The 16,664-nt window shown below is 46.2% G+C and carries 14 protein-coding genes and 1 pseudogene; 6 read left to right on the forward strand and 9 right to left on the reverse strand.

Going from position 1 to position 16,664, the window contains the following annotated elements:
- Positions 1-143, reverse strand: a 143-nt coding sequence (locus ACTNDQ_RS03875) for a transposase (RefSeq protein WP_192925806.1), incomplete at its 3' end; no start/stop codon positions are given.
- A gap of 260 nt (positions 144-403) precedes the next feature.
- A complete protein-coding gene (locus tag ACTNDQ_RS03880; RefSeq protein ID WP_441063788.1) occupies positions 404-1,426 on the reverse strand; it encodes an ABC transporter substrate-binding protein in 1,023 nt (340 codons plus the stop codon).
- A 304-nt stretch (positions 1,427-1,730) separates the two neighbouring features.
- Here ACTNDQ_RS03880 and ACTNDQ_RS03885 point away from each other — a divergent pair.
- The 3 genes and pseudogenes from ACTNDQ_RS03885 to ACTNDQ_RS03895 form a co-directional block, all read left to right on the forward strand.
- Positions 1,731-2,336 (forward strand): annotated as a pseudogene (locus tag ACTNDQ_RS03885) (aminotransferase class I/II-fold pyridoxal phosphate-dependent enzyme); the annotation flags it as partial.
- 104 nt (positions 2,337-2,440) lie between these two features.
- A complete protein-coding gene (locus tag ACTNDQ_RS03890; protein ID WP_278795947.1) occupies positions 2,441-3,799 on the forward strand; it encodes a M20 family metallopeptidase in 1,359 nt (452 codons plus the stop codon).
- 20 nt (positions 3,800-3,819) lie between these two features.
- Positions 3,820-4,233 (forward strand): C-GCAxxG-C-C family protein, encoded by a 414-nt coding sequence (locus ACTNDQ_RS03895; RefSeq protein WP_320811066.1) that lies wholly within the window; start codon positions 3,820-3,822, stop codon positions 4,231-4,233.
- Positions 4,234-4,489: 256 nt separating this feature from the next.
- On the opposite strand, the gene ACTNDQ_RS03900 is transcribed toward ACTNDQ_RS03895, so the two are convergent.
- Positions 4,490-6,607, reverse strand: a complete 2,118-nt coding sequence (locus ACTNDQ_RS03900; protein ID WP_278795945.1) for a glycoside hydrolase family 36 protein — start codon at positions 6,605-6,607, stop codon at positions 4,490-4,492.
- Between the two features lie 260 nt (positions 6,608-6,867).
- Here ACTNDQ_RS03900 and ACTNDQ_RS03905 point away from each other — a divergent pair, with 260 nt between their 5' ends.
- Positions 6,868-7,815: an AraC family transcriptional regulator gene (locus ACTNDQ_RS03905; protein WP_441063791.1), complete on the forward strand. Its 948-nt coding sequence runs from the start codon at positions 6,868-6,870 to the stop codon at positions 7,813-7,815.
- 180 nt (positions 7,816-7,995) lie between these two features.
- On the opposite strand, the gene ACTNDQ_RS03910 is transcribed toward ACTNDQ_RS03905, so the two are convergent.
- The 3 genes from ACTNDQ_RS03910 to ACTNDQ_RS03920 form a co-directional block, all read right to left on the reverse strand.
- Entirely contained in the window at positions 7,996-10,071 is a 2,076-nt protein-coding gene (locus tag ACTNDQ_RS03910; RefSeq protein ID WP_441063793.1) for a heavy metal translocating P-type ATPase, read from the reverse strand.
- Positions 10,072-10,085: 14 nt separating this feature from the next.
- Positions 10,086-10,427, reverse strand: coding sequence for a DUF6110 family protein (locus tag ACTNDQ_RS03915; protein ID WP_110102788.1), 342 nt, complete (start codon positions 10,425-10,427; stop codon positions 10,086-10,088).
- Positions 10,428-10,686: 259 nt separating this feature from the next.
- Positions 10,687-11,085 (reverse strand): transcriptional repressor, encoded by a 399-nt coding sequence (locus tag ACTNDQ_RS03920; RefSeq protein ID WP_015527385.1) that lies wholly within the window; start codon positions 11,083-11,085, stop codon positions 10,687-10,689.
- 392 nt (positions 11,086-11,477) lie between these two features.
- Between ACTNDQ_RS03920 and ACTNDQ_RS03925 the strand changes: the two genes are divergently transcribed.
- Together ACTNDQ_RS03925 and ACTNDQ_RS03930 are read left to right on the forward strand one after the other, a co-directional pair.
- On the forward strand, positions 11,478-12,593 hold the full coding sequence (locus ACTNDQ_RS03925; protein WP_015527387.1) for an ABC transporter ATP-binding protein: 1,116 nt from the start codon (positions 11,478-11,480) through the stop codon (positions 12,591-12,593).
- Between the two features lie 103 nt (positions 12,594-12,696).
- Positions 12,697-13,785, forward strand: coding sequence for a PucR family transcriptional regulator (locus ACTNDQ_RS03930; protein ID WP_110102789.1), 1,089 nt, complete (start codon positions 12,697-12,699; stop codon positions 13,783-13,785).
- Between the two features lie 84 nt (positions 13,786-13,869).
- Here the strand turns inward: ACTNDQ_RS03930 and ACTNDQ_RS03935 are convergent, their stop codons facing one another.
- The 3 genes from ACTNDQ_RS03935 to modA all read right to left on the reverse strand — a co-directional run bounded on the left by ACTNDQ_RS03935 (position 13,870) and on the right by modA (position 16,584).
- Positions 13,870-14,919 (reverse strand): sulfate/molybdate ABC transporter ATP-binding protein, encoded by a 1,050-nt coding sequence (locus ACTNDQ_RS03935; protein WP_441063796.1) that lies wholly within the window; start codon positions 14,917-14,919, stop codon positions 13,870-13,872.
- Complete coding sequence (modB, locus tag ACTNDQ_RS03940; protein ID WP_441063798.1) at positions 14,919-15,614, reverse strand: molybdate ABC transporter permease subunit; 696 nt, start codon at positions 15,612-15,614, stop codon at positions 14,919-14,921. Before modB ends, ACTNDQ_RS03935 begins: the two co-directional genes overlap by 1 nt.
- A gap of 67 nt (positions 15,615-15,681) precedes the next feature.
- On the reverse strand, positions 15,682-16,584 hold the full coding sequence (gene modA, locus ACTNDQ_RS03945; protein ID WP_441063800.1) for a molybdate ABC transporter substrate-binding protein: 903 nt from the start codon (positions 16,582-16,584) through the stop codon (positions 15,682-15,684).
- Positions 16,585-16,664 lie beyond the last annotated feature (80 nt).

The following is a 16,664-nucleotide window of genomic DNA, read 5'->3' on the forward strand; positions in this document are numbered from 1 at the left end:
TTTGCAGCATACTCTGTGAGCAGCTCCTTCAGCCGGACGTCCACACCATTAATTAATACTTTTCGTCTATACTTTGGACACCATACTACATGGTATTTACAGGAATAGACGACATTGTTGTTTGATTTATATGTTGTGTTCATATTTATATTATACTATGGTTTATTAGTTAATACAATTACTATTTTGTCCATCTTCAATTACTTGCATAAATTCGATGGACGCGTCTTATATCCCCATAGCTGAAGCAAGGGGTTTTACGACGCATTGGATAAGAAACGCATATGCACCGAAATCAACTTTTCTTTTTTCTTCATTCCCTCTTTATTACATACAAAAACCTGCGGTTTTTATAAAAGCCGCAGGTTTTTCCCATGTTTTTTTTAACTTTCTAAACTATTTTTTAATTTTCACATGCTTTCTGTGCATACTCTGTCTGCACCAGATTTTCATACGCTGTACGATCCGTCAGCTCACCTGCATCTTCCAGGATATCCTGCAGAAGCTCAAAGCTGTCTTTTTCGAAGATAAGATTTTCTTTCCAGGTGTCCTGGTCATAATAACGTTTTACAATGGCAGTGATGGTTTCAAGATCTGTTTCCTTGAACTGCGGTGCGATCACTTCTGCGATTTCCTCCGGCGTATGACTCTGCACATAGTCCATTCCCTTCTGAAGTGCATCGGTAAATTTCTGGATGATCTCAGGGTTTTCTTTCATGTAGCTTGTTTTTGCACTGTAGGATGTATATGGTACATATCCGGATGCCTCTCCGAGAGATGCCACTACATAGCCCGCTCCTTCTTTTTCCAGAATGGTCGCAGATGGTTCAAATTCTACTGTATATGCCGCGGAATCATCACCTGTAAAAGCTGCTGCTGTGGAACCGAAATCAATACTCTGGTCGATGATCAGATCCTTTTTCGGATCCATGCCGTTTTTCTTCAGTATATATTCAAATACCATTTCCGGCATTCCGCCCTTACGACCGCCAAGAATCTTCTCTCCTTTCAGATCCTCCCATTTGAAATCAGGCATCTCTTCTCTTGCCACTAGAAAATTCCCCGCACGCTGGGTTAACTGTGCAAAATTTACGACAGGATCCGTGGCGCCCTCCTGATAAGCATAAACAGATGCCTCTGCGCCCATAAATCCAATATCTGCCTCACCGGAAATCACAGCAGTCATCGTTTTATCTGCTCCGAATCCCGTCACCAGTGTCAGATCCAGACCTTTCTCCGCAAAATATCCCTCCTCGATCGCCACATACTGCGGTGCGTAAAAGATTGAATGTGCGACTTCATTCAGTGTAACCTTTGTAAGCTTCTCTTCTGTGCTGTCTTTCTTCGCAGCAAATACTCCCATTGGCAGCGCCGTCACCGCCAGCACAACTGCTGCCGCCAGTGCAATCTGTTTTTTATTTTTCATGAAGATACTCCTTTTTTAACTTCTGATTTTAGCATATGCCAGAAGGACCTGAAGGGTTCGGAACATCAATAAAGCAGATAAGATCATCAGAAAAATGAAAATTCTGGTTACTGTTCATTGGTAATATTCCGTGAGGTGTTTTTTGTGAGCGAAGGTTACAGAAAACCCGAGACATACCGCGCGAATTTATGCGATTAGCATAAATTCTGTGCATCGCGAAGCGTGTTGCTGAGAACGGAGTGAACAGTAACAAATTCTGGCCGTAATATCATACTGAAATGGAAAAGAATTGCCCCTACCCCCAAAATATGATGTCTATGTCATCTCAGACGAGATCTGGTCTGACCTCATCCTGAATGGCCATAAGCATATCCCCAGCCAGTCCGTCAGCGAAGATGCCCGCCAGCGTACAGCGGCCTTCTACGCTCCATCCAAAACCTTTAATCTGGCAGGACTTGTTGGCAGCTATTACATTGTATACAACAGCTGGTGGCGGGATCGTATTTTGAAGGAGTCCAGTCTGAGCCATTATAATATGATGAATGTTCTGTCCATGCACGCTCTGCCTGGCGCTTATCAGCCTGAAGGCTATGAATGGACCGATGAACTATGCGAAGTACTAAGCGGAAATGTAAGCTTTGCCTGTGATTACATTGACCGGCACTTTAAGGGTGTCAACGTTTCCAGGCCGGAAGGCACCTACATGCTCTTTGCCGACTGCACCGACTGGTGTACTGCCCATGGCAAAACAATCGAAGATGTGGAAAAAGCCTGCTGGGATGTCGGCGTTGCCGTCCAGGACGGCAGGATGTTTTTCGGTCCCTGTCACCTGAGAATGAATCTGGCCTCACCCCGTTCCCGCATAGAAGAAGCCTTCCGCCGAATGGATCGGTACGTCTTCAACAGGTAAAAATCTACTCTGCCATTCATTACAATCTATGCTATAATAGAGCTCATAACATCAGCGTTCCATCCTGTCACTTTCCGGAACGCTGTAAACAGGAGGAAATCAATATGGATATTAAAGAGGAAATCCACGCATTATCAGAAGAAATGCTCACAAATCTTGGCAGACTGGTTGCCATTGACTCCCAGCTCGGTACCCCTTCCGAGGGAAAACCATTTGGTGAGGGTCCTGCAAAAGCCCTGGAAGAGGGACTGAAGATTGCCGAAGAGCTTGGCTTTAAAACCGTAAACCTGGATAACTACTGCGGTTATGCCGAAATGGGTGAGGGCGATGAGATCGTCGGCATCGCCGGTCATCTGGATATCGTTCCTGTAGGCGGAGACTGGACCTACGATCCGTTCCGCCTTACCCGTGAAGACGATCATGTATACGGCCGCGGGACCACTGATGACAAAGGCCCTATCCTGGAAGCGCTCTATGCCATGAAGCTTCTCCGCGACCACGGCGTGAAGCTGAACAAAAGAGTCCGCCTGATCATGGGCTGCAACGAGGAAACAGGTTCCAGATGTATGGATCACTACAATCAGGTAGCAGAAGAGCTTTCCTGTGGTTTCACACCGGATGCCAGCTTCCCGTGTATCCACGGTGAAAAAGGTCAGCTTGCCATGATCGCCTGCTCAAAAAACACCCGGATTATCTCCATGAACGGCGGTTTTGTATCCAATGCAATGTGTGACACCTGTACAACCATTGTTCCCGATGAGGACGGTCTGAAGGAAAAGCTGGAATCCGCACTTTCCCGGACGAAGCTCCAGGAATATAAGGTAACCGAAGAAAATGGTGAGCTCACCATCTACGCCAAAGGTATTCCGGCTCATGCCAGCACTCCCCATCTCGGTGTCAATGCTGCAGGAGTAACCTTTGAATGTCTGGCAAAAGCAGGCTTTGAAGATGACTTTGTGGAATTCTATAACTCCCATATCGGCACTGCATGTGACGGCTCCGGCATTGGTCTGAAATTTGCAGATGAATACGGCGATCTGACGTTATGCAACGGAATCGTCAAAACAGAAAACGGTGTCATTTCCTGTACCATCGATATCCGTGTTCCGGTAACTCTTAATGAGACCGATATCCGCAAAATGTGCCAGGACAGACTGGAAGATAAAAACGGTCATATTGAGATCATAAAGGTTGTTGCTCCGTTATTCTTCCCAAGAGAATCTCCGCTGGTAAATGCTCTTTACAAAGCTTACACAGATGTGACCGGCGATACCGAACACAAACCAATGGTCATCGGAGGCGGCACTTACGCAAAATCCCTCAAAAACATCATAGCCTTCGGACCTGAAAAAGAGGGAATTGACTACCGCATCCACGGAGCCGATGAATTTATCCTGGTCTCCGGCATGGAAGAAGCGGTACTGATCTATATGGAAGCGATCAAAAATATGCTTGCAATCTGAAATCAGGAGGATAAGAAATCATGAGTACAAAAGCTGAACACGCTACAAAATTACACGAGAATGGCTGTAACTGTGCACAGGCAGTTGCCTGTTCTTTCTGCCGGGAATTTGGCATCGATGAAAACGAGATGTTCCGTATTGCCGAAGGCTTCGGCCTTGGAATGGGTGTTATGGAAATGTGCGGTGCTCTTTCCGGTATGGCTATGATCATCGGACTTTCCAACAGCCGCGGAAATACCAAAGAAGGTTCCGGCTCCAAAGGTGACACTTACAAAAAGCTCCGCACCTATATCGGGAAATTCAAGGAAAAAAACGGCTCCTGCATCTGCCGTGAATTAAAAGGTGTAGAGACAGGCAAGGTCCTCTGCAGCTGCCCGCAGTGTATCACAGATGCGGTTGCTCTTACAGAAGAATATCTTGCGGAAAACAGATAATCTCATAAAATAAAACAGCAGAATTGTATATTCCCTGTAATCCCGGGACATACATCTCTGCTGTTTTCTGTTTCTATTCGCTTTTCACTGTCATATCCTTCACCCATCTGTATTTCTTATAATTCAGGTACACAGCCGGGATCTTTACAACTTCATCCAGACTGATGAGCTTTCTGGTAAAAATGCCGGCGCTCTTTTATTTTCCATTTATTTTTGCCCACGTCTCTTCGTCAAACTTACGGTCTTTCACGCTTTTCTATTTCATCTCGATCTTAAACAATCTGGCCGCTTTTTCCTGTGGCATCTTCACTACAAGATTTCCATTTTCTATCTTATATCCGCACATCTCTTCCTTCGGATAGATCACGGATACTCTGCGGACCTGCTCTGTATTTTCCAGCGGGATCACTGCTTCTGTTGTTCCCGGTGTCCATACCGAAAGATAGGTATTCTTCTCTGCTTTCACTCCGTAAGCAAGAACTTCAGATTTCAGAGTTCCAAAACCAAGCGGAAAGAACGGCACGCCGTCACGGACTTCCTCACGGATCTCCTTATACAGGGAGATTCCCTCCTTCATACGGTTCATGGAGTTTTCGCCCAGCTTCCATACCATACCGCTGATATATGGGCGGAGAAGCATACCATTTACTACATTGTAGATTACATGCTCTTCTTCATCCTCATACGGATATACCCACATACCACCCTGCTCCGGAGTTACCGCACTGGCTACATTGGCAGCGATATTGGCATTGTAGAGATAATCTGTCTGATCACTGGTAGACTGCAGGCTTAAGATCTTCAGCATACCATAATCCATACGCTGTCCGCCGGAACCGCAGTTCTCCACAACAAGCTCCGGATGATCCCGGAAGATTTCCTCATACCACTGGTGAAGACATTCATAATGCTCACGGATGGCATCTGCACAGCTGTCACTGTTCAGATCACTTCCATATCCCATGGTTACGTTATAGTCCACTTTAAAGTACTCTACACCGTAATCATTGATCAGCCTGTCTACTACATCACGGCAATATTTCCGTACCTCCGGATTGCGGAAATCCAGCATATAGCGTTTATTGTCAATGTGGCGTTTTCCATGACGGCAGACAAACCAGTCATCCGGAAGCTTGTTTGCCAGTTCGCAGGCAACTCCCATAACCTCGATTTCCAGCCAGAGTCCCATTTTCAGGCCTTTACTGTGTGCATGATCGCAGACTTCTTTCAGACCATTGGGGAATCTTCCGGATGCTTCTTTCCATTCCCCGACACGGTCCCACCAGAATCCGTCGTCATACCAGCCTGCATCCAGGCAGTAATATTCGCATCCGAGCTCTGCTGCCTTGTCAATGATGGAAAGCTCCCGCTCCGTTGTAGGGTCTCCCATCAGGCAGTTCATGTAATCATTAAATACCACGTTCAGCTTCTCATCGTCCGTATTCGGTCTGCGTACTTTTCTCCGATATCTGGTCAGTGCCGCTGCTGCCGGATTCAGGCCACCTTTTACAACAGCTGCCCCTGCCGGAACGGTTGTAAAGCTTTCTCCCGGTTTCAGATTCTTATACCAGCCATGCTCCTGCTCTGTGGCGCCGCTTAAGGCAAGATACAGATTTCCGCCCTGTGCAGAACCATATTCTGCCAGCCACTGTCCGGAGCTTTCAATCTGGAAAATATACGTCTCCCCTGTTTCTCTGTCCTCGGCAATTCCCATGGGAAGATACTCACAGGTAGACCAGGTGCCCTTTCCACTGTAACAATAACGGTTCAGGCCATATCCCTGATGATTGAAGCCATCTACGACCATTCCGTTTAAATTCAGCGTTTCTGCATCGTATTTCTGCCACTGTGCCTCACAGCACCAGCTGTTAAACGGCACATAGATATCTGTTTTTTTATAATAAGGCTTCTCGCCGCCTCTGGAGATTCCCTGATACATAAAAGAAGAAACATAGGTCAGCCCCTGATCCTCGCTTCCCTCGTTGATGATCTCTGTCCAGGTCTGTACTGCCGGCACTCCGTCAAACAGGCGCATATGATATACTGCCTTCAGCTTTTCCGGGGAAATCATTACGATCTCCAGCTCTTTTCCGCCGGCCTGTACCTTCAGCTCATGGTTCTCATAAACAAAATCCACAGAGGACTGATTGATGTTGTTTTTGTAGGCATGCATGTTTAAGCTTCCTGTGCCGCTTCTGTGGATCTCAACAGCCGGATAACAGATATCCTCCTTCGGCTCCATGACTGCTTTTTTTACTTCCTGCGAAGAAAAATCTGCCAGCTCTACCACGCCGTTTTCCCGGATACGAAACTGGATATCCAGGCCATTCTCATGTAATTCGATCATTTTCATGTTTTCATTTTTATAGCTCATAGAAAATACCCTCCGTTTTTCTGATTCTGATCACAGTATAATATCTGTTTTTTTATAATGTGACAGGTATCATCCCCTGAATGTAAAAATGCAATATATTGTCGTATTTATTTTTGCGTGATATACTGTTTGCTGACAGTAAAGAGTACAGTCAGTCAGACATGTAGGGCGATTTAATCGAATATCTGCATCTGTCCGACTCGCAATTTACAGCTGAAATATTTACATTCCGCTTCGCAGCATACTCAGGAGGTTTTTTCATGCCAGATATTTTCCAGGACTCTTCCCGATATTTCCATATTTCTGCTTTTTATGCTCTCTCCCTGCCTTATTATCATATGGAGCATCACACACATTCCAGCTATGAGATCATGTATATCACCTCCGGTTCCTGCCGGGTTTTCTGCCTGGATGGCACACAGGACACGGAATTCCCACTGAAATCCGGGCAATTTATCTTTATCCGGCCGGATGTACCTCACAGGCTGGAGATTCCGGATGGTTTTCCCTGCTCGATCCTGAATCTGGAATTTTCCCTTACTCCCGAAAAAAGTCCGGTTGCTCTGGAGCTTCTCCTGAAAAAGGATCCCGGATTTTCCCGGTTCTGGAATTTTATGGAAGCCTCCCAGGGCTTCTGCTCCGGCGCGGATTCCCGCAGCTTCGGATACAGCCTGAAGGATCTGCTCACCTTTTTACAACAAAATTCCGGTCAGATACAAAAGGAAGAATTTCTCTTCTTTCTTCTTTTCAGCCGCATGCTTACAGAGCTTGCATTCTGCGCCCGCTCCAGCCGGAGCACCCAGGGAATCGTCTATCTGAAAAAAGCGCTCCGCTATATTGACGAGCATTATCTGGAAGACATTGATATTCCTGCCATCTCCGCATATGCAGGGATCAACAAATCCTACCTGCAGGCGCTCTTTACAGAAAAAAACGGCTGCACCATCAATACCTATATCAACCGCAAGCGTATGGAACAGGCCTCCTTTCTTCTGTGCAACAGTACTCTGCACATTACGGATATTGCCTTTTCTTCCGGATACAACAGCCGGCAGCATTTTGCACATACCTTCGAAAAATTTTATCATATGAGCCCCTCCAGGTACCGAAACCTTCATACCCGGCCTCTCCGTTCGGATACCCAAAAGAAACGCTATCATATGACTGACGGACTGATGTTGGAAAGCGAACCCTTTCCTCAGGAATAAAACTTACTTCATACACCTACACCTTCAGGCTGATACCTGCGATCCACGTCTGAGCAGCCTAAAAAAACGGCCAGGTACGAAGCTCATATCTCTTCGATAACCTGGCCGGCTTTTTATATTTATTGTCAAGCGGATATTCGCAATCCTGCAGGGGACTTACTTGATTCGGTTAAAATTTTTCTATGGAAGCAGATTCTGCATACTCTTCAGGCTGATTGCCAGTGTGGAGGTATTATGCAGAAGTGCGGATGAAGTCGGCTGCAGAATACCTGCAACGCCACAGGCGATAAGACCTGCGTTAAAGGTAATAATAAAACGGTAATTGCGTCTGATACGCTTCATCAGTGCATTGCTGATCTCTTTCAGAACAACAAGCTCCTGAAGATCATCTGCACCTACAGTAATATCTGCGATCTCCCGGGCAATTTCAGCACCATCACTGATGGCGATACCGACATTGGCTGCGGAAAGTGCCGGAGAATCATTGATTCCGTCACCTACCATGATAACCTTTCTTCCGGCTGCCTTTTCTTTTTCGATGAAGTTGGCCTTATCCTCCGGAAGTACCTCGGAATAATATTCGTCCACTCCCACACGTCTGGCAATGGCTGCTGCTGTACGCTCACTGTCCCCTGTCATCATAACGATCTTGGAAATCCCTGCCCCGCGCAGTGCTTCTACAGAAGCTTTCGCCTCCTCACGAAGAGGATCTTCAATACAGATCACGGCTGCAAGACGTCCGTCAATGGCAAGATACAGATGGGAATACTCTTCCGGAATATTGTCGAATTTCTCCTTGCCATCCTCCGGGATCAGACATTTCTCATCTTCAAATACAAAGTGATAGCTTCCGATCACGGCCTTATGGTCTTCGATCGTAGTGGAAATTCCATGCGCTACTACATATTCAACCTTTGAATGCATCTCCTCATGGGCCAGATGCTTCTTCCTGGCAGCACTGACAACAGCCTTGGCCATGGAGTGCGGGAAATGCTCTTCCATACATGCGGCGATACGCAGCATCTCCTCCGGATCATTGTTGTCAAAAGGAACCACATCCACAACGGTTGGCTTCTCCTTTGTCAGAGTTCCTGTCTTATCAAATACGATGGTATCTGCCTCAGCCATTGCTTCCAGATATTTACCGCCCTTAACTGTAGCCTTATGTGTACCGGCCTCACGGATCGCAGACAATACAGAGATCGGCATTGCAAGCTTAAGCGCGTAGGAGAAATCCACCATCAGGATCGCAAGGGCCTTGGTGGCATTTCTGGTAAGGAGATATGTAAGTGCTGTTCCTCCAAGAGTATAGGGAACCAGCTTATCTGCCAGATGCTCTGCCTTTCCCTCCAAAGAAGATTTCAGCTTCTCAGACTCCTCGATCATGGTAACGATCTTGTCATAGCGGCTGGAACCACCTACCGTCTTTACGCGGATGGTGATCTCACCTTCCTCCACAACAGTGCCTGCATAGGCAACGCTGCCCTCTTTCTTGCATACAGGTACAGACTCACCGGTAAGAGAAGCCTGGTTGACCATAGCCTCTCCATCTGTAACACTTCCGTCAAAAGGAATTACGGTACTCATGCGTACAACAACATCATCTCCCGGCTGGACCTCTCCGGACTCTACCAGGATCTCCTGATCCTCTCTCTTCAGCCATACCCTGCCAACATTCAGGGACATGGTTCTTGCAAGATCACCTACGGATTTCTTGTGCGTCCACTCTTCCAGGATCTCTCCGATCCCAAGCAGGAACATGATGGAGCCTGCAGTACCAAAGTTCTGACGTAATACAGACACTCCAATTGCAGTGGCATCCAGGACCGGCACCTCGATCTTACGGTGAAGAAGTGTATCGATTCCCTTCCAGATATATTTCAGGGAAGTAGCTGTTGTATAAATGGCATTCAGCGGATATGGCAGAAAAAGACTTCTTCCGTAATGGCAGATCACCTTGGAGATCAGCTTCTCCTGATATTCTGCATTCAGTGCTCTCCCTGAGCTCTGCAGCACCTGTGAAGGAACCTCTACATCCTGATAATGAAATTCGCTGATACCACGGATAACCGCAGCTCTGCTGCCCCGATAATTTACAACTGCGTCACAGGTTCTCTCGTATACCTTGGCAGAAACCACTCCATCAAGATTCTCGAGATAATACAACAGCGTATCTGCCTGCCCGTAGCTCATCCTCTTCTGAGCAAAATGGATACGAAGCCGGCCTCTTGTCTCATGTTTGATATAAAATTTCACGGAAAATCGCCTCTTTACTCAGCTGTCTCTTCTGCTGCTTCTTCTGTCTCTTCTGCTGTTTCTTTGAATGCATCCTCATCTGCAGTTTCCTCTGCTTCTGTCTCAACATCCTCTACAGCCTCTTCAGCTGCTGCTCTTTCCTCATTGATCTCCTTAGCTTCAGCATAAATATCTTCAGCATTCTCCTGAAGATTCGTAGCTGTTTTCATGATGCAGTCCTTAGCTCTTAAAACAGCTGCTGTGCATCCTGTGTAAAGCTTCTTCGCATCCTTGCTTGTGAGGATCTTGATTCCTGCTGTACCGAAAAGAACGCCTGCTGCAAAAAGTCCTGATTTCTTGAATTTAAAGTCTGCCATAATAATTTCCTCCTGATATATGATTTTTATTTTTTTCTGATTCCCAGTGAGGATTTTTTCATGTCCGCCCCGATATTTTCATTATTATAAAATGTCTGTAAAAAAAGTCCAGTGTTTTTTGTGTGAATCCAACACAATTCGTTAAATTTTCAGTTATTTTTACCTAACAGTTAATTTTTACTAATAGTTTAATCTATCTAATTCTTAGTCTGTACAAACCTCTTCTTTCCTATTATATTGTGCCATAGCTTTTCCATACTCACCCGACCTCATGAACAGGCAGCAGCGCCAGGGTACGGATATTCTGTTCACTGATCTCCCCGCAGGCCCGAAGTCCTGCAAGGATCACTTCATTAAGCTTCTGTCCGGACAGATGGCATATCGTATCATCATCCAGTTCTACTGTGCAGACGCCTTTTGTGCTGCATGCCACGCGATACATATTCTTTCGGCTGATAGCACCGATGGATTCCAGCGTATTGACCATACGGTATACTGTAGCTACACCGATCTTCGGATCCAGTGCGGAAGCCCTGTAATAGATTTCCTTACAACAGGAGCACTCTCCCTCCAGGATAATGTCCAGAAGAATCTTTCTCTGTCTGGTGATGCGGAGCCCCTTCTCCTTCAGTTTCTCTATAATAAGATCCCTCTGCATCTCTGTATGTCGGTAGCATCCTGTTTTTTTTCTCTTCTGTTTCGGCTTCTGCAATATGCATTCTGATCCCTCCTTTATTGAGAAAACTTTTCTTTTATCTAATAAGTTAGTATACTCCAACTTATGTTAGTTGTAAATAACTCGTTTGAACTTTTTTTACATATTGAGGATTCTGCCTGAATACCGTATAATGTTTCGTGAACCTGTACATAGGAAACCGTCGTTTTGGCAAAATGACGAAAAATCCCCTTTCGTTTTTTCGTCAGAATGACAAGAAACTGCCGGAAACTTTGTAAGATTCAGCTCTAGCCCTTTTCTCTCATTTTCGATATACTGTTAACCAGCAAAGGAAATTACGTAAAACAATATATTAATTTTGGAGGGAAACAACAATGGCAAGTTTATCATTATCTCACATTAATAAAACTTATCCGAACGGCTTCCAGGCAGTTAAAGATTTCAACCTGGAGATCGAAGACAAAGAATTCATCATCTTCGTAGGACCATCCGGATGTGGAAAATCTACAACACTTCGTATGATCGCAGGTCTTGAGGAGATCAGCGGTGGTACACTTAAGATCGGTGACAAAGTCATGAACGATGTTGAGCCTAAGGACCGTGATATCGCAATGGTATTCCAGAACTACGCTCTGTATCCTCATATGACAGTTTATGATAACATGGCATTCGGACTTAAGCTTCGTAAAGTTCCGAAGGACCAGATTGACAAGGCTGTTCGTGAAGCAGCAAGAATCCTTGACCTTGACAAGCTTCTTGATCGTAAACCGAAGGCTCTTTCCGGTGGTCAGAGACAGCGAGTTGCTATGGGACGTGCTATCGTTCGTAATCCTAAGGTATTCCTTATGGATGAGCCTCTTTCCAACCTGGATGCTAAGCTTCGTGTACAGATGCGTATCGAGATCTCCAAGATTCATCAGAGACTTGGCGCTACTATCATCTATGTAACACATGACCAGACAGAGGCTATGACACTTGGTACCAGAATCGTTGTTATGAAAGACGGTGTTGTTCAGCAGGTTGATACACCACAGAACCTGTATCAGAAACCAGGCAACCTCTTCGTTGCAGGATTCATGGGATCTCCGCAGATGAACTTCCTTGATGCTGTTATCTCCGAGAAAGGCGGCAATGTAGTTGCTACGATCGGTGGTGAGCATGAGGTTATCGTTCCGGCAGCTAAGGCTAAAGTCCTGAAAGACAAAGGCTATGTTGGAAAGAAAGTTGTTCTTGGTATCCGTCCTGAGGATATCCATGATTCTCAGATGTTCCTTGAGACATCTCCAAGCAAACCAATGAACTCCGTAGTTAAAGTTTACGAGCTTCTTGGTGCTGAAGTATTCCTGTACTTCGATGTTGACGGAACTCAGGTTACAGCACGAGTTGATCCTCGTACAACAGCTAAGACCGGTGATCCGATCAGATTTGCATTCGATATGGAGAAAGCTCACTTCTTCGACAAAGAGACAGAGCTTACTATCACAAACTAATTCTCGTCGAATCATAAAAACAGAAAGTAACCCCGGGGATATGATTTCCCGGGGTTTCTTTTTATTTCACTAGTTTTATTTCACATCAGAAAGGACGCTTTTTATGAAAATACAGCAAACAATTCAAAAATGTCTGGATGACTGGAACCGGATCAGCGGTCTTGATTTCTGTATTCTGGATGAAAATGACCAGATATACATTTCCACAGGGGACCACCGACTTCCTTCTTCTGAAAAGCTTGCTCAGTTCCGGGAGGATCCTGCCTTATGCATCTCCAACCGCAGCTGCAGTCTGTACAAGCTGAACAACACACCTCAGAGCAATATGCTTCTGATCGTATGGGGCTCCGGAGAGCAGGCTTCTACCATCGGAGAGCTTGCTGTCTGCCAGGTAGAAAGTCTCCTCACCGCCTATACGGAAAAAACAGACAAGAACTCCTTTATGCAGAATCTTCTCCTGGACCGCTATTCCCAGGTAGAAGCTTTTAACAAGGCTGCCCGTCTTCATATCACACCTTCTGCCCGCCGTGCGGTATTTCTTGTGGAAACCAAACAGCACAAGGACGAAAATGCCCTGGCTACCATCCGCAACATCTTTTCTGCCCGTACACGGGATTTTATCACTGCACTGGATGATTCCGGCATCATCGTAGTACGTGAGCTTCAGAGCACCGAAAGCTACGAAGAGCTGGATGGTATCGCCTGCATGCTGGTGGATATGCTCAATACAGAGGCCATGACCTCTGCCTGGGTTTCCTACAGCAATGTTGCAGATGATATCATGGAGCTTTCCGATGCCTACAAGGAAGCCCGCACTGCTCTGGAGGTCGGCAAGATCTTTTATGCTGACAAAAACGTTTTCGGTTACAACCGTCTGGGCATCGGACGTCTGATCTATCAGCTTCCCACTCAGGTCTGCAACATGTTCGTAGGCGAGATCTTCGGAGAAGAATCCCTGGAATCTATTGACGACGAAACCCTCAATATCATCCGGACCTTCTTTGAAAATAACCTGAACCTTTCTGAAACCTCCAGACAGCTCTATGTGCACCGGAATACTCTGGTGTACCGTTTTGAAAAGCTGCAGAAGCGATTTGGCCTGGATATCCGTACCTTTGAGGATGCACTGGCCTTCAAGCTTGCCATGATGGTGTCCGATTACATCACCTATTCCGGAAATCACGGAAAATAGCTCCTGTCCGCAAAAATCCATCAAAAATGCAGGTGCACAAAAAATCCCGGAAACAGCAGATAATGTCTGTTTCCGGGATTTTCTTTATTTCAGCAGCATCAGATGCTCCGGTGGAAGATACAGATATTCCGGAAGATCTTTATCCGGATCCTCCGTAAAGCTGTTTTTGGGACGCATCCACCATAATCCGGAAGCACTCTCTTCCGCTTTGTTCCGGATCATATACTGATGTTCAAATGTAGTTTCTATGTATTGGTCTACCTGCACTGCCATACAGTTCTCACCCGGCTCTGATTCCGGGCGGATCCAGTGGCCGCGGATCCCTACATGGGTAATATCCATATCTACGTTTTCTTCGGTATGGAGCTTCATTTTCCAGTCCGCCGCATAGATCTCGTGAGGTCCCAGCATCTCCGCTCTGGAAAAATTCTTACAGCCGGTAAGCTTTGCTGCCTCCAAAAGTCCCGGTCTCTCAAACAGCTGCTTTGTCTCCCCGGTCATAAGGATCCTGCCTTCATGTACAATGGAAAGCTCCCTGCAGAATTTATAGGCCTCATCTCTGCTGTGTGTCACAAGGATCATATCTCCCGGATAGTCCTTGAGGAAATCCTGCATCTCCCGCTGGAGCACATCCTTCAGGTAACCGTCCAGTGCGGAAAACGGCTCATCCAGAAGAATAGCTTCCGGCTCTCCGATCATCATTCTGGCCAGTGCCACTCTCTGCTGCTGTCCGCCGGAAAGCTGTGAGGGCAGGCGCTTCTCCAGCCCCTCCAGATGATATCGCCGGATCAGATCTGCCACTTTTTCTCTGGCGGAGGATTTTTCCCCACGATAACCGCAGCGGATGTTCTGTTCCACTGTCATGGTTGGGAACAGCGCATAATTCTGAAACAGATATCCGATCCGTCGCTTCTGCGGTTTCAAATTGATCCCTTTTTCAGAATCAAACACTGTTTTTCCATTGATGACGATCCTTCCCTTATCCGGTGTTTCGATCCCTGCAATACAGCGTAAGGTCATGCTTTTTCCGCTGCCGGAAGCACCAAGAAGCCCAATGGCTGCCGAACTGCCTTCAAAATCCACCTTCAGGGAAAAATCCCGGAAGTTTTTTTCGATATTTACTTTGACTGCCATCAGATCCACCTTCTTGTTTTCATTCCTCTTCCGGATACGATATTGATCAGCGCTATGATCACAAAGGAGATCAGCACGATCACAACGACCCAGAAGCCTGCAGTTCCGTAATTTCCGGCTGCTGTCTCTGATGCAATGGCAACAGAAACTGTTCTGGTTTTTCCAAGGATATTTCCGGCAAGCATGGAGGTTGCGCCATATTCTCCGATCGCACGTGCAAATGCCAGCACTGTTCCGGATGCGATCCCCGGTCCTGCTGCCGGCATGACTACCCGCCAGAATATCCGGCTGTCGCTCATCCCCAGAGTCTGGCCTGCATGGATAAGATTTATATCCACCTGTTCAAAAGCAGCCCGTGCATTGCGGTACATCAGCGGAAATGCGATCACTGCTGCTGCGATCACACAGCCCTTCCAGGTCTGCACGATCTTAATATCAAAATTATCCAGAAGAAAGCTTCCGAAGGGCCTTTTCAGACTGAAGATCAGTAGCAGAAAAAATCCAGCCACTGTAGGAGGAAGTACCAGCGGAAGAGTAAGGATCCCGTCCAGTACTGCTCTGGCTCCCGGCTTCAGTTTCATGATCTTCCGGGCACAGAATATTCCCATAAAAAAAGCGATCACTGTGGCTGCCAGACCTGTTTTTAAGGAAATCCACAGCGGACTCCAGTTTATTTCTCTCAAAAATTCTGTCATATTTCATTCCTGTGCCGGCATTTACTGTGTTTCAGTATTTACTGCCTGCCGGTTTTCTACATCATACTCATTTGGATGTGCTGTCTGCGGAAGCTGTACTGTCCTCAGCCTCCGTGTTGTCTGCGGAAGCTTCTGTGGAATCCTTGGAGTCCTCAGCCTCATATGCAGTAAATCCATAGTCCTCAAATACCTTGATCGCTGCGTCAGACTCTACATAATCAAGAAAATCCTCTGCTGCCCTGGTATCGTCTTCCGATGCTTCCTTGTCCTCGATAAGTCCCACCGGATAAAGAACCGGCGTCTTAAGGCTGTCTGCCGGCGCCTCTGCGATGATATCTACTTTATCAGTAACAGATGCAGCATCTGTCGCATATACAACACCAACCTCATTACTTCCTTCACTGACTGCTGCAAGTACATCCGTTACATTCTTGCACTCGTTGATCTCCATTTTGTTTACATCGTCCATGATCCCAAGATTGTTAAAGATCTCACGGGCGTACTGTCCCACCGGAACATCCTCTCCTGCAAGCGCCATATTCTCAGCGTCTGTGATATTCTCGAATCCTGTTACCTTTGTCTCTCCGTCCTTTGGTCTGATCAGAACGACTTTGTTCTCAAGAAGATCCTTAACGGTGTCTTCCTTTGTCAGTTTTTCCTCTGTGAAGGCATCCATCTGTTTATCTGCTGCTGAAAAGAAAAGATCACAGCGTGCACCTTCCTCGATCTGTGTCTGCAGTGTACCTGAGCTGTCTGCACTGTAATAGATCGTTACATTCGGATAAAGCTCATTGAAATCCTTCTGGATCTCCTCCATGGAATTGCTGAGGCTGGCAGCAATAAATGCATAAACCTCTCCCTTCAGGTTCTCATCACCTTTCACTTCTGTGTCCGCCGCAAAAACAGTTCCGGTCATAAGGCCTGTTGTTAAAATTCCCGCGGTAAGGGCTGCTAAGATTTTTTTCTTCATCTTTTGTTCCTCTACTTTTCCGTTTCATTCAGTTTTGTTTAGTTTTGAATGGTTTTGTTTAATTTTACCGAAAGGAAAGT

The organism is Blautia massiliensis (ex Liu et al. 2021) (assembly GCF_052064225.1).
GTDB lineage: Bacteria > Bacillota > Clostridia > Lachnospirales > Lachnospiraceae > Blautia_A > Blautia_A fusiformis.